This window comes from Comamonas sp. E6, assembly GCF_001010305.1.
GTDB lineage: Bacteria > Pseudomonadota > Gammaproteobacteria > Burkholderiales > Burkholderiaceae_C > Comamonas > Comamonas thiooxydans.
In genome coordinates this window covers 184,104-197,766 of the sequence record NZ_BBXH01000011.1, presented here as the reverse complement: position 1 = coordinate 197,766, position 13,663 = coordinate 184,104, and the positions used below count along the sequence as shown (strand labels likewise).

10 protein-coding genes and 2 tRNA genes are annotated in these 13,663 nt (G+C 60.2%); 6 read left to right on the top strand and 6 right to left on the bottom strand.

What is annotated here, in order from left to right; translation table 11 throughout:
• Positions 1–348 precede the first annotated feature (348 nt).
• Positions 349–723 carry a helix-turn-helix domain-containing protein gene (locus tag CSE6_RS10665; protein WP_034351660.1) on the bottom strand — a complete coding sequence of 125 codons (375 nt, stop codon included), beginning with the start codon at positions 721–723 and terminating at the stop codon, positions 349–351.
• Between the two features lie 502 nt (positions 724–1,225).
• Between CSE6_RS10665 and CSE6_RS10660 the strand changes: the two genes are divergently transcribed.
• A complete protein-coding gene (locus CSE6_RS10660; RefSeq protein WP_059440491.1) occupies positions 1,226–1,492 on the top strand; it encodes a hypothetical protein in 267 nt (88 codons plus the stop codon).
• A 132-nt stretch (positions 1,493–1,624) separates the two neighbouring features.
• Here the strand turns inward: CSE6_RS10660 and purL are convergent, their stop codons facing one another.
• The gene (gene purL / locus CSE6_RS10655) at positions 1,625–5,635 is read right to left on the bottom strand and encodes a phosphoribosylformylglycinamidine synthase (RefSeq protein ID WP_059440490.1); all 4,011 of its coding nucleotides are present in this window, start codon (positions 5,633–5,635) and stop codon (positions 1,625–1,627) included.
• 179 nt (positions 5,636–5,814) lie between these two features.
• Here purL and map point away from each other — a divergent pair, with 179 nt between their 5' ends.
• From map to CSE6_RS10640, 3 genes are all read left to right on the top strand, one after another.
• Positions 5,815–6,627 (top strand): type I methionyl aminopeptidase, encoded by an 813-nt coding sequence (gene map / locus CSE6_RS10650; RefSeq protein ID WP_039048430.1) that lies wholly within the window; start codon positions 5,815–5,817, stop codon positions 6,625–6,627.
• A gap of 190 nt (positions 6,628–6,817) precedes the next feature.
• A complete protein-coding gene (locus CSE6_RS10645; RefSeq protein ID WP_059440489.1) occupies positions 6,818–9,460 on the top strand; it encodes a [protein-PII] uridylyltransferase in 2,643 nt (880 codons plus the stop codon).
• A gap of 74 nt (positions 9,461–9,534) precedes the next feature.
• Complete coding sequence (locus CSE6_RS10640; protein ID WP_003056528.1) at positions 9,535–9,795, top strand: hypothetical protein; 261 nt, start codon at positions 9,535–9,537, stop codon at positions 9,793–9,795.
• 64 nt (positions 9,796–9,859) lie between these two features.
• Here CSE6_RS10640 and asd read toward each other — a convergent pair whose 3' ends face one another.
• Positions 9,860–10,723: an archaetidylserine decarboxylase gene (asd, locus tag CSE6_RS10635; protein WP_059440488.1), complete on the bottom strand. Its 864-nt coding sequence runs from the start codon at positions 10,721–10,723 to the stop codon at positions 9,860–9,862.
• Positions 10,724–11,134: 411 nt separating this feature from the next.
• Here asd and infA point away from each other — a divergent pair, with 411 nt between their 5' ends.
• Together infA and CSE6_RS10625 are read left to right on the top strand one after the other, a co-directional pair.
• Complete coding sequence (gene infA / locus CSE6_RS10630) at positions 11,135–11,392, top strand: translation initiation factor IF-1 (RefSeq protein ID WP_003056533.1); 258 nt, start codon at positions 11,135–11,137, stop codon at positions 11,390–11,392.
• 71 nt (positions 11,393–11,463) lie between these two features.
• Positions 11,464–11,540, top strand: a tRNA-Pro gene (locus CSE6_RS10625).
• A 525-nt stretch (positions 11,541–12,065) separates the two neighbouring features.
• On the opposite strand, the gene CSE6_RS10620 is transcribed toward CSE6_RS10625, so the two are convergent.
• From CSE6_RS10620 to CSE6_RS10610, 3 genes are all read right to left on the bottom strand, one after another.
• Positions 12,066–12,142: transfer RNA gene (locus CSE6_RS10620), tRNA-Met, on the bottom strand.
• 184 nt (positions 12,143–12,326) lie between these two features.
• Complete coding sequence (locus CSE6_RS10615; protein WP_059440539.1) at positions 12,327–12,509, bottom strand: CsbD family protein; 183 nt, start codon at positions 12,507–12,509, stop codon at positions 12,327–12,329.
• Positions 12,510–12,769: 260 nt separating this feature from the next.
• Positions 12,770–12,988 (bottom strand): hypothetical protein, encoded by a 219-nt coding sequence (locus CSE6_RS10610; protein ID WP_034407691.1) that lies wholly within the window; start codon positions 12,986–12,988, stop codon positions 12,770–12,772.
• Positions 12,989–13,663: the final 675 nt, after the last annotated feature.

Genomic DNA, 13,663 nt, shown 5'->3' with positions numbered 1-13,663 from the left:
TCATCGCCATGGCACTGTGCCGATGAAAACGTGCAAAAAATCAGAACATAGAGAAGCTGGGTGACATGCATCAACCGGCTTCCTCGTCGAGCTGCGGTACCTCTGTTCCCGGTGAACATTCAGCCTGCCGACGCTGCTGCAGATGCAAGTACCGACTCCGCAGCAGCCAAGCCACGGCATGCTTGCTACTTTTGCTTACCAATGGCTCAGCCCGGCTTCGGTGCTCATTCCGCGCAAGCTGCCCGCAATTGCACCTTGCTGCCTATCTGGCTGTCAAATTGCTACCAGGGGTCTGAATGCTCTGGGTCAAATCGACCAGGACACTTTCGACGCCATACACGCCCTGTGTCACAGCCTTGGAAGTCGGCTCTGGGTCGGAGAATTAGCCACTGACGATGCTTCGGCTGGCAAGCCCGCTGCCAACAAGATAGAGGACTGCAAGAGATTCTGTCTGGCAGCTAACGAACAGCGTCGAAAGTTCTCCAGCAAGAGCTGTTCGCCGGCATCCCCCGCTGGAAGATCCGACTGGCGCCGGCCGGTCAGCACAAACAGCACATCAACACCTGCTGCGGCAACTGCAACAAGGTAATCACTATCCGGCTTTCGTTCGTCTTTCTCGTAGAGCAGCTGCGCCTGCTTGCGCACACCGCCAAGTTGGCCAAACCCTTCCTGATTTAAGCCAAGGCGTTCTCGTTCCTCACGCAAACGCGCACCAATACCCATATGTATAACTCAATATTGACAAATATACGCATTTGCGTACTATTGCCATACCTAAGCCAAGCTAGCGCCGCTTCACAGCACCGCACTAGAGGCAAAAAGCAGCAGCCCTTTGCACAGAGCTGCTGCACCTATTCACATCAATCAGTAGATTTTGACATGAAGCAGCTACATCCCCACGCGCAGGCCCGCACATGACTTGAGAGCCAAGGCCTACGGTCGCCCAATGGACACGGAACAGTCCAGATAGCCGCTTCCCGATCAACAGCCGGTGCAGTGTCGGCAACGGATCTTGCCTGCTCTGACAACAGGCACTCTACGAATGTGTTCTGTAGCGCTCGACAATTTCAGCCTATGTCTGAGTCCGGCGTTTACGGACTTGATGCTGTCAAAGCATCAGCTATCCATGCACGACTGTCGCGGGCAAATCAGCGCAGCTGAAAGCATGCGCTATTCAACACCAACGCCAGGACCTGCAGATCAGGCCCGACTGGAGTTTTGAGTCATGAGCCAGGACATTTTCGATCAGCGTGCCGATGGCAAGGCTTTTGCGGCAGCAGCTTCGTTGGCGCCGGCAACCGTGCCACAAGCCCAGATTGCCTGCCACCAAGCGCAGTTGATCGGCTATGCGTTGAGCCACCATGTGCCGGACATGCGGCGAGGCTTCGATATTCTTACCAGCTATGGCCGCTGGCATATAGATGCGAAGCCAGCCGCGCAGATGGCCGAGTTGATGCGCCAGCATCTGATGCAGCAACTGGAGACGATCTAGGCCTACGCTTCCGACAGGACGCGGAAAGCAGTTCACCCGATCCTTGAAGTCGGCCTCCGGGAAGACCATGAACCATGAAAAAAGGCTCTGCAGAATGCAGAGCCTTTTGATTGCGCTAGCAGTACCCGGGTATCAACCCAGCCACTTGCGGGCGTTGCGCCAGACGCGCATCCAGGGGCTGAATTCGGACTTGTCGCCCGAGGTCCAGCTCATCTGCACATTGCGAAACACGCGCTCGGGGTGAGGCATCATCGCCGTGAAACGGCCATCGGCCGTCGTCACTGCTGTCAGGCCACCGGCCGAGCCGTTGGGGTTGAACGGGTACTGTTCGGCAGGCTGGCCGTGGTTGTCCACATAACGCATGGCCTTGACCACTTGCTCGGCATTGCCACGGAACTGGAAGTTGGCATAACCCTCGCCATGTGCCACGGCGATGGGCAGGCGGGAGCCGGCCATGCCTTGCAGGAACAGGCTGGGCGACTCCAGCACTTCGACCATGGACAGACGCGCTTCGAAGCGGTTGCTCTGGTTCTGCGTGAAGCGCGGCCAGTCCTGCGCACCAGGGATGATATCGGCCAGCTCGGCAAACATCTGGCAGCCGTTGCACACGCCCAGACCGAAGGTGTCGCTGCGACCGAAGAAAGCCTGGAACTGCTCGGACAGACGGTCGTTGAAGGTAATGGAACGCGCCCAGCCAATGCCCGCACCCAGGGTGTCGCCGTAGCTGAAGCCGCCACAGGCCACCACACCGGCGAAGTCCTTGAGCTGCGCACGACCGGACTGCAGGTCGCTCATGTGCACGTCCACTGCATCAAAGCCGGCTTCGGTGAAGGCGTAGGCCATCTCCACATGGGAGTTCACGCCCTGCTCGCGCAGCACAGCCACGCGAGGCTTGGAGGCCACATTGATGAAGGGCGCTGCCACGTTCTCCTTGGGATCGAACGTCAGATGCACATGCATGCCGGGGTCGGCAGGTTCGCCAGCGGCAGCATGCTCGCTGTCGGCGCAGACGGGGTTGTCGCGTTGCTGGGTGATCTTCCAGCTCACGGCATCCCAGACCTGGTGCAGATCGGACAGAGTTGCTCCGAACACCTTGTTCGCATCGCGCCACACCTGCAGCTCGCCCTTGCCTGCGTCCACGGGAGACGAGGCGGGACGGGTCTTGCCGATGACATGGCTGCACTGGATCAGGCCATGTTCGCGCAGCACCTGCAGCACTTCGGCACGGTCTTCCGTCCTGATCTGCAGCACGGCGCCCAGCTCTTCGTTGAACAGCGCGCGAAGGGTCAGATCTTCGCGGCGGCCGGAGACCTGCTTGCCCCAGTTCTTGCCTTCGCCGCTATCCATGCGGCTGTCGGAGATACCGTCGCCTTCGGTGATCAGCATGTCCACATTCAAGGCCACGCCCACATGGCCGGCAAAGGCCATTTCGGCGGCCGTGGCCAGCAGGCCGCCGTCGCCCTTGTCGTGGTAGGCCAGAATCAGTCCCTTGGCGCGCAGCGCATTCACTGCATCCACCATGGCGATCAGATCCTTGGGCTCGTCCAGATCCGGCACCTCGTTGCCCGACTGATTGAGCACCTGACCGATGATGGAGCCGCCCATGCGCATCTTGCCGCGGCCCAGGTCGATCAGCACCAGGGTGCTGTCTTCCACCTCGGCGTCGAGCTGGGGCGTGAGCGTGGTGCGCACATCGTCGATGGAGGCAAAGCCGGTGATGATCAGGCTCACGGGCGAGGTGACCTTCTTGGTCTGGCCGTTCTCGCTCCATTGCGTGCGCATGGACAGAGAGTCCTTGCCCACGGGAATCGAGATGTTCAGCGCGGGGCACAGCTCCATGCCCACAGCCTTGACGGTGGCGTACAGCGCAGCGTCTTCACCGGCTTCGCCGCAGGCGGCCATCCAGTTGGCCGACATCTTCACCTTGGACAGCTCGATGGGCGCGGCCAGCATATTGGTGATGGCTTCGGCCACGGCCATGCGACCCGAGGCGGGCGCGTCGATGGCGGCCAGCGGTGTGCGCTCGCCCATGGCCATGGCTTCACCCTTGAAGCCCTTGTAGTCGGCCAGGGTCACGGCCACGTCGGCCACCGGCACTTGCCAGGGACCGACCATCTGGTCGCGATGGGTCAGGCCGCCGACGGCGCGGTCGCCAATGGTTATCAGGAAACGCTTGGAAGCCACCGTGGGGTGGGCCAGCACTTCGATCACGGCCTTTTCCAGCGGCACGCCGGTCAGGTCCATGGCGGGCAGCTCGCGCTCCACGCTGGTCACATCCTTGTGCACCTTGGGCGGCTTGCCCAGCAGCACGTTCATGGGCATGTCCACGGGGAACTTCTGGTCGCCGGACTCGACCGCCGTGTCCTCCAGCACCAGTTGGCGCTCTTCGGTGGCCGTGCCGATCACGGCAAACGGGCAGCGCTCGCGCTCGCAGAAGGCCGTGAACTGCTCCAGCGATTCGGGAGCGATGGCCAGCACGTAACGCTCCTGCGATTCGTTGGACCAGATTTCCTTGGGCGACAGGCCGGACTCTTCGAGCTTGACGGCACGCAGGTCAAAGCGTGCACCGCGCCCGGCATCGTTGGTCAGCTCGGGGAAGGCATTGGAGATGCCACCGGCCCCCACGTCGTGGATGGCCAGGATCGGGTTCTCGGCGCCCTGCTGCCAGCAATGGTTGATGACTTCCTGCGCACGGCGCTCGATCTCGGGATTGCCGCGCTGCACCGAGTCAAAGTCCAGTTCTGCTGCATTGGTGCCCGAAGCCATGGAGCTTGCCGCACCGCCGCCCATGCCGATGCGCATGCCGGGACCGCCCAGCTGGATCAGCAGCGTGCCCGCCGGGAACTCGATCTTCTTGGTCAGTTCGGAATCGATCACGCCCAGGCCGCCGGCGATCATGATGGGCTTGTGGTAGCCACGGGTGATGTCGCCGACCTGCTGCTCGTACTCGCGGAAATAGCCGGTCAGATTGGGACGGCCGAACTCGTTGTTGAACGCCGCGCCGCCCAGAGGGCCTTCGATCATGATCTGCAGCGGGCTGGCGATATGTTCGGGCTTGCCTACTTCGCTGCCCCAGAGCTTGGAAACGGTGAAGCCCGTAAGGCCGGCCTTGGGCTTGGAGCCACGGCCGGTTGCGCCTTCGTCACGGATTTCGCCGCCGTTGCCGGTCGATGCACCGGGGAAGGGCGAAATCGCCGTAGGGTGGTTATGTGTCTCCACCTTCATCAGCACATGGTTGGTAGCCGCCTGCTTCTGATAGCTGGGAGCGCTGACTGCGCCTGCCTTGGCATCGAACTTGGCGACAAATCGCTCAACCTCATGGCCTTCCATGATGGAAGCGTTGTCGGCATAAGCCACCACGGTGTGCTGGGGCGAGCAGGCCTCGGTGTTGCGGATCATGCCGAACAGCGATTTTTCCTGCTCCACGCCGTCAATGGTGAACTTGGCGTTGAAGATCTTGTGGCGGCAGTGCTCGGAGTTGGCCTGCGCGAACATCATCAGTTCCACATCCGTGGGATTGCGCTTGAGGTCGTTGAAGGCATTGACCAGATACTCGATCTCGTCTTCGGCCAGGGCCAGGCCCCATTGCTTGTTCGCGGTTTCCAGCGCTGCGCGGCCACCGCCCAGCACATCCACAAACTCCATGGGTTGTGCCGCCAGGGTGGTGAACAGTTGCTCGGCTTCAGCACGTGTCGCAAACACGGACTCGGTCATGCGGTCGTGCAGCAAGGCGGCAATCTGTGCCGTCTGCTGCGGCGAGAGCTCGGGCTTGCCGCCCAGCAGGCCGGACTTCACGTCCACGCGATACTCGGTCATGCGTTCCACACGGAACACATTCAGGCCGCAGTTGCGCGCGATATCGGTGGCCTTGGAGGCCCAGGGCGAGATGGTGCCCAGGCGGGGAGTGACGATGAAGGCCAGGCCTTCAACGCTGCCCTTATAGGGGTCACCATAAGTCAAGAGCGCCGAAAGGCGCTCTTGCAATGCGGGCGCAACTGCGCCCTCGGTGGCAACCAGGTGCACAAAGCGTGCAGATACGCCGGTGATCTTGGGGTGGATGGCGACCAGATCGGTCAGAAGCTGTTGGGCGCGGAACGAGCTCAGGGCGTTTCCACCCTCAAACTGTGTCAGATGCAATGTCACGTGGCGGCCTGTTTATGTGAAGGCTGTTGAAAAGCGTCCTGGTCAATCCCCTGCCTGAGAGGACCGGGCCAAAGCGCTGAATTCGGTGAGCCTCGGATTTTACCGTGCCTCGGGGTTAGTCCGAATGCTCACACCCACAAGCCCTGCATGTTCAAGCGCGCAATGGGATAATTGCGACCATGAGCATCACACTGAAGACTCCCGAAGACATCGAGCGCATGCGCGTTGCAGGCCGCTTTGCTTCGGATGTGCTGGACTACATCACCCCCCACATCAAGCCCGGCATCACCACCCAGCAGATCGACGATCTGTGCGCCAAGCGCATGGCCGAGCAAGGCACCAAGACGGCCTGCCTGGGCTATCAGCCCCCAGGCATGACGCCCTACCCGGCCTATGTCTGCACCTCGGTCAACCATGTGGTGTGCCACGGCATCCCCAACGACAAGCCTTTGAAGAAGGGCGATATCGTCAATGTCGACGTGACCATCATTACCGAAGACGGCTGGTTCGGCGACAACAGCCGCATGTTCATCATTGGCGAAGGCACGATTGCGGCCAAGCGGCTATCCAAGCTGACCTTCGAGGCCATGTGGAAGGGCATTGCCCAGGTCAAGCCCGGTGCCACGCTGGGCGATATCGGCCACGCCATCCAGACCTATGCGGAGAGCAACAACCTGTCCGTGGTGCGTGAATACTGCGGCCACGGCATCGGCAAGGTGTTCCACGACGAGCCCCAGGTGCTGCACTACGGCCGCCCCGGCGAAGGCGTGGTGCTGGAAGAAGGCATGGTCTTCACCATCGAGCCCATGCTGAATCTGGGTAAGCGCGACATCAAGGCCATGCCCGACGGCTGGACCGTCGTCACCAAGGACCGCAGCCTGACTGCCCAGTGGGAGCTGATGCTGGCCGTCACCAAGACCGGCTATGACGTGCTGACCTGGTCCGAGGGCTCGCCCACCCCGCCCGACTTCATCACGGCCATCCGCACCTGAGCGCACTGCTGCCGCTGACCTGCATGCCGCATCTGGCCAAAGCCGGATGCGGCATATTTTTTGCTTGTAGACCTTGTGCTGCAAGCGCCATGCGCTCATCTTTTTGCCATCACAGGCCTCAAGCCCAAGTCAGTTGGGTTAAGGTGACGCTCAAGCACTTGCCCTGTTGAAACGCTTTTTTCTACTGCGCATGACCTCCTCTGCCCACTCCTACGCCAACTCTGCCGACGCCTCCGACCTCTCCTCGCTACAGGGCCTGCGCGAGCAATACCGCGAGGCCAAGGCCCGGCAGATGGAGTTGCTGCGCAACCCCACGCTGGGCAGACGCAGCGTGCGCGGAGTGCTGCACCATTTCAGTGAACTGGCCGACGGTCTTCTGCGCACCCTCTGGCAGCGCGCGCAGATGCCGCAAGGCGCGGCCCTGCTGGCCGTGGGGGGTTATGGACGCGCCCAGCTCTTTCCCTACTCGGACATCGATGTGCTGGTGCTGCTGCCCCAAAGCAGTGCACCGCCGGCTGCGGAACTGGCGGCCAGCATCGAGCAGTTCATCAGCAGTTGCTGGGATGCTGGCCTGGAAATCGGCTCCAGCGTGCGCAGCATTGCCGAATGCCTGCAGGAGGCCGCGCAGGACCTGACGGTACAGACCGCCATGCTGGAGTCACGCCGCATCACCGGCAGCAAGGCCTTGTTTGCCGACTTCGAACAGCAGTTCCGCGCACAACTTGATCCCAAGGCTTTTGTCGAAGGCAAGCTGCTGGAAATGCGCCAGCGCCACGCCAAATACGATTTCACGCCCTATTCGCTGGAGCCCAACTGCAAGGAATCGCCCGGCGGGCTGCGCGATCTGCACACCATGCTCTGGCTGGCCAAGGCCGCAGGCTTCGGCAACAGCTGGCACGAGCTGGCCGAGCAAGACCTGATCACCCATTTCGAGGTCCAGCAGCTCGAATCCAACGAATCCCTGCTCAGCCTGATCCGTGCCCGCCTGCATGCCGCTGCCGGCCGCCATGAGGACCGGCTGGTCTTTGACCTGCAGACCGCCGTGGCCGAAGCCTTCGGCTACCGCTCCAACACGCCGGAGGGACGCAAACTGGCCATGCGCGCTGGCGAGACCCTGATGCGCCACTATTACTGGGCCGCCAAGGCAGTGACCCAGCTGTGCCAGATCGTGCGCATGAGCATCGAGGAGCGCCTGAACCCCGGCTCTCACGAACTGATCCAGCTCAATGATCGCTTCTGCGAGAAGGCCGGCACCATCGAGGTGGTCAGCGACGATCTGTACGAGCGCGATCCGCATGCCATTCTCGAAACCTTTCTCATGTATGAGCAGCATGAGGGATTGACGGGTCTGTCGACGCGAACCCTGAGAGCGCTGTATGCCAGCCGCGATGTGATGGACAGCGCCTTCCGTCGCGACCCGGTCAACCGCGCCACCTTCATGAAGATCCTGCAGCAGCCGCGCGGCATCACCCATGCCATCCGGCTGATGAATCAGACCTCGGTGCTGGGCCGCTATCTCTGGCCCTTCCGCCGCATCGTGGGGCAGATGCAGCATGATCTGTTCCACGTCTACACCGTGGACCAGCATATCCTGATGGTGCTGCGCAATGTGCGGCGCTTCTTCATGGCCGAGCATGCCCATGAGTATCCGTTCTGCTCCCAGCTTGCCGCAGGCTGGGACAAGCCCTGGATCCTGTATCTGGCTGCCATCTTCCACGACATCGGCAAGGGTCGTGGCGGCGATCACTCCGTGATCGGTGCCGTCGAAGTCAAACGTTTTTGCCGCGCCCACCAGATCGACAAGGCCGATGCGGAGCTCGTCGAGTTTCTAGTGCGCGAGCATCTGACCATGAGCCAGGTGGCACAGAAGCAGGACCTGTCCGACCCCGACGTGATTCGTGCCTTTGCCGAACGCGTCGGCAACGAGCGCAAGCTCACCGCCCTGTACCTGCTGACGGTAGCCGACATTCGCGGCACCAGCCCCAAGGTCTGGAGCGCCTGGAAAGGCAAGCTGCTGGAAGACACCTACCGCCTGACCTTGCGCGTGCTAGGTGGCCGCGCCCCGGATGCCGCTGCCGAGATCGAAGCCCGCAAGCGTGAGGCACTGGTGCAGCTGGCCCTGTCCGCCCAGCCCTTCGAGTCCCACAAGAAACTCTGGGAGACACTGGATGTGAGCTACTTCATGCGCCATGAAGCGGCCGACATCGCCTGGCATACCCGCCATCTCTCACGCCATGTGGGCCAGGGCAAGCCCGTGGTGCGCGCCCGGCGGTCGCTGGCCGGCGAAGGCCTGCAAGTGCTGGTCTATGCACCCGACCAGCCCGATCTTTTTGCCCGCATCTGCAGCTACTTCGACCGGGCCGGATTTTCCATCCTCGATGCACGTGTGCACACGGCCAACAACGACTACGCACTGGACACCTTCCAGGTCGTCGCCCCAACCATGCAGGAGCAGTACCGCGAGCTCATGCACATGGTGGAAAGCGATCTGACGCAGACACTGCTGCAGGGCGGCCCGCTGCCCACGCCGTCGCAAAGACGGCTGTCGCGCCGCGTCAAAAGCTTTCCATTCGCTCCGCGCGTCATCCTGCGCCCCGATGAAAAAGCCCAGCACTGGCTGCTGTCCATCTCCGCGTCAGACCGCGCCGGCCTGCTCTACATCATTGCCCGCATCCTGGCACAGCACCATATCAGCGTGCATCTGGCCAAGATCAGCACCCTGGGCGAGCGCGTGGAAGACACCTTCCTCATCGAAGGCCCTGAACTGCAGGACAACAGCAGCCAGTTGCGCATGGAAACCGAGCTGCTCAAGGCCCTGGCCCAACCCGGTTGAACCAGACCCGGCAATTCGGGCTTTAGTTTGATGATTCGCTGCCGATAAGCAGTCACCACTACTACGGAAAGCCCATGCAGCTCGCCTCCAATGAAGTTGCGGCATCGCCGCCCACCACACGCAGTGGCCTGTTTCATATGCCGTTGTTTCGGCCCGGCACCGAGGTCACTCAGAATGGCCGACGCGAAATCGTCAGCCATGTCATCTTGCGCAGACGCGAACTGATGGTTTACCTCCGAGGTCACGACGACCCGGTCAAGCCCGATCGACTGAGTCTTGCCCCCACGGTGTTCACCACCGAACGCCGGCCCGAACCGCTGACCTGGTTTCTTTGATCCCTCAAAGCAAGAAAGCCGCTGAGCTCATGGCATCAGCGGCTTTTTCTATGGAGCCCGGCTATCAGCCCAGCTTGGCCTGGGCATTGGCCATGACCTGACCCAGTTGCACCGGCACCGCCGGCTGCCACTGCGGATTGAACTGCAGACCTGCCGCTTGCGGGAACAGCATGACCACCGTGGAGCCAAGCTGAAAGCGGCCCATCTCCTCGCCTCTAGCCAGCATCACCGCTTCGTCACCTTCGTAATTCCAGGTCTTGATATGGCCTGGACGCGGAGGATTGATCAGACCATGCCACACCGTGGCCATGCTGCCCACGATCGTCGCGCCCACCAGCACCAGCACGAAGGGCCCATGATCGGTATCGAACACGCAGACCACGCGCTCGTTGCGCGCAAACAGGCCGGGTACGCCACGTGCGGTTACCGGGTTCACCGAGAACAGATCCCCTGGCACATAGGTCATGCTGCGCAGCTTGCCGGCACAAGGCATGTGAATGCGGTGATAGTCGCGCGGGCTCAGATAGATCGTGGCAAAGCTGCCGTTATCGAACTGACGCGCCAGAGCCGCATTCCCTCCCACCAGAGCAGTCGCACTGTATTGATGCCCCTTGGCTTGAAAGATCTGCTCGCCTTCGATCCTGCCGAACTGACTGATCGCACCATCTACGGGGCAAATCCAGTCCGCCTGCGCCAGAGGACGAACACCGTCCTTGAGCGCACGTGTGAAAAAGGCATTGAAGGTCTTGTAGGCTGCGGGGTCGGGATTGGCTGCCTCGGCCATGTTCACCTGGTAGCGCTGGATAAAGCGACGAATGACTGCCGTCGTCAATCCGCCGGCCTCGGCTTGCGCCAGTTTTCCCATCAGCGCGGTCAGCGCCTGCTTGGGCAAGAAATATTGGGAAAGTACGGCGAGTCGATCAGACACAATGGAATTTTGCTATCAAAGTTATAGAGCTGTCGAACAGGATTCTAGCCAAGACCACGGCAGCGGCGGCTGTCTTTGGAGGCTACAGGCGTTTTACCCCATCCAGGCCACCGCCCAGGCGCGATATCTCAATGATGCAAGCGTCATGACAAAGACCTATGCACCCGTCTCATCGCTGCGACGCTTTACCCCTTTATGAGGGCATAAGCGAAGGCGAGACGCTACAATTCCAATGTTTAGCTGAATGCTGTTTCACAGCATGGCTTGATTGGATATCGGCCTTTTGTTCGGTCTGCGCAAACAGCGCAGCGCCCTTGCCACATTGAGGCCTGAGCAGTTGTACTGCTCAGGCCTTTTCCGTGGTGATGACGAGCAAGCGCCGCAACTGACCTTTTCTGAGAGATTGAACAAATGGCCAAGGAAGAACTGATTGAAATGCAAGGTTCCGTGACGGAAGTCCTGCCTGACTCGCGTTTTCGCGTCACGCTGGACAACGGTCACCAACTGATTGCCTACACCGGCGGCAAGATGCGCAAGCACCACATCCGTATTCTGGCTGGCGACAAGGTGTCGCTGGAAATGTCGCCCTACGATCTGACCAAGGGCCGTATTACCTTCCGCCACCTGGCCAACCGTGGCCCGGCCCCCACGACACCTCGTTCAAAATAAATAGCGCCTCATCATCAAAAATTCGCCACTTTCAAAAGATGCGCAATTTTTTGTAGTTAGAATAGAGGCTTCGGAGCGTAGCGCAGCCTGGTAGCGCATCTGCTTTGGGAGCAGAGGGTCGCGAGTTCGAATCCCGCCGCTCCGACCAAATGACAAGGGGTTAGATCGAAAGATCTAACCCCTTTTGTCTGTCTACGCTTCGCGACCTTGCCGGCTTATACGCGCCATCATATTTATTTGCGGCTTGGCAGACTAAGAACCGCCTTAGCCCCCTGTGAGGCCGGCACGAAGCATCGATGCATTGCGCCCTCATGGCAAGAAGACTGGCAGCCCCTCCCCTAATTCGAGCTTGCACACCTTCAGCCCAAAGTGACACAAGCAAGAGCTCTCCGTGAGCGATGAAGCAGCCCGCATCATCCACGCGACATGCCACCCGGGCGCGGCCTTGGCCGGCTCAAGGGAATAAGACAGAACCAGGGCCGCAGCAACCAGCTTTCGGCGGGCAGAAGGCAAAAGAAAAAGCCCCGGCTGCTACGGCCAGGGCTTTGGAATTGGCGCCAGGGGTTAAGCCATCTTTCAGTGCTACAACCTGAACCTAGCGATGCGTATCTTGCTCTCGAAATATGACAGACAGATGGCAAAAAGCCCTGACCGTTTCCGGCCAGGGCTTTATTGGTTGCGAGGGCCGGATTTGAACCAACGACCTTCGGGTTATGAGCCCGACGAGCTACCAGACTGCTCCACCTCGCGATATTCCGCGTCGGGGGCCGACCACCATTCCTAGGCGCCTGCATGATTTCCCCGACGTTTGCATTGTAGCACACATGTATAAATTTACAGCATGAATAGATATTCAGTAATGAATCCCCTCATGAAGCAACACAAAAGTCAACTGGCCAACCTAGCGGGCTTTGCTCGTTAGGGCTCGTGCAGCTTACCTTTTGGCCGCCTCTTGAATCGCTTCTTTCAGATCACCTATCTTCTTCTGAGCGGTGCCTTCAACCTGCTTTGCGATCCCCCTGGCTTCTTGCTCAGGACTGTCCATGTGCTCACCAAGCCTCTCCTGAATCCTGCCTTCCACATCCTTCAGCGTGCCCTTGGCTTGATCAGTATTCATGATGTCCTCCTTATGAACAAAGCCGCGAAATGCGGCTTGGGTCAAAGTTAAGCGCTAGTGAGGCCTACGGCCGTGGAACCTGCCAAGGCATCCATGTGATGCAAACCCTTGCACGCCATCAATTGTTCACAACGACAAGCCCAAAACAAAGGCGCCAGCGGATCATGCTTGGAACTATGGTCACGCCGCTGGCTACCGCCAGGCAACCAGGGCATATGCCTCAGTATTGCGATGAATGACCGCTATTGGAGCATTCCTTATCAAGATACGTCAGCAGCATCCGAAATATCGACCAGAGGGAACGCCGACCGTGGATTCGACATCATGGCGGCCCTGACCAGACGCCAGCGCACAGAATTCAAGTGCTCCTTCTGCAGGACATAGGCTGCAAACAACACGCGATGGAGCTTCATGGACGCGGCTTGCAGTACAAACTGAGCCTGTCCAGCACCCAGTCCAGAATAGAAGGCAATGCTCATCTTCCTGCCGCAGAGGCTGGTACCGTTCCTCGGCACTGACACATCGCAGCCTCTTCCAACGGCCCTGAACCCAGCGCCCGCATCTATCCGGCAACTCTTGGCACCATTCAGTTTCATGCCTCTAGACATCGATCCTGTCTTTCTATAGTCCTGGGAATCAAACGGTTATTTGCAAACGATTCTCAATTGCGTTTATGATTCATCCCATGGTGCAGCGAGTCGCTGTACCACCTCTTCATCGTGGGGCGCTGACAAGCAGGGGCTTGCAGCGTTTTAGCTAGCCAGCGGCCCTCTCCTATTAGCCAAGCCTTTTTTCCACGATCGAGCCAATCAAGTCGCCAACCACAGCAGCACGGCCAAATACCGTTGCGCAATCACAAGCCTGTCTCCCGTCTGGAGCACCGGTCAGAGCTTTTCGACTACGCCATCACGCACCGCATATGGCTAGCAGAGTCCTGCACCAGATTAACGGCAAGCATCCAGCAAAACCCGGCCATCGCCGCTACTGACCCGCCGCCCTGCGTTGCGGCAACGAGCCCGAAGAGGATGAAAAACCATGGCCAAACCACTTGGCACCATCGCGCTTGCTGCCCACCCCTCCGCTGCCGCAATACCCTGAGCCACTGGCCCGGCTTGGGCGGATGCCCCCCTTGCGCAACTTCATTCCTCTCTGGC

Bases quoted from the DNA above. Each gene is read 5' to 3' on its own strand.
- CSE6_RS10665 (WP_034351660.1), bottom strand. From the start codon at position 723: ATGGGTATTGGTGCGCGTTTGCGTGAGGAACGAGAACGCCTTGGCTTA.
- CSE6_RS10660 (WP_059440491.1), top strand. From the start codon at position 1,226: ATGAGCCAGGACATTTTCGATCAGCGTGCCGATGGCAAGGCTTTTGCG.
- map (WP_039048430.1), top strand. From the start codon at position 5,815: ATGAGCATCACACTGAAGACTCCCGAAGACATCGAGCGCATGCGCGTT.
- CSE6_RS10645 (WP_059440489.1), top strand. From the start codon at position 6,818: ATGACCTCCTCTGCCCACTCCTACGCCAACTCTGCCGACGCCTCCGAC.
- CSE6_RS10640 (WP_003056528.1), top strand. From the start codon at position 9,535: ATGCAGCTCGCCTCCAATGAAGTTGCGGCATCGCCGCCCACCACACGC.
- infA (WP_003056533.1), top strand. From the start codon at position 11,135: ATGGCCAAGGAAGAACTGATTGAAATGCAAGGTTCCGTGACGGAAGTC.
- CSE6_RS10615 (WP_059440539.1), bottom strand. From the start codon at position 12,509: ATGAATACTGATCAAGCCAAGGGCACGCTGAAGGATGTGGAAGGCAGG.
- CSE6_RS10610 (WP_034407691.1), bottom strand. From the start codon at position 12,988: ATGAGCATTGCCTTCTATTCTGGACTGGGTGCTGGACAGGCTCAGTTT.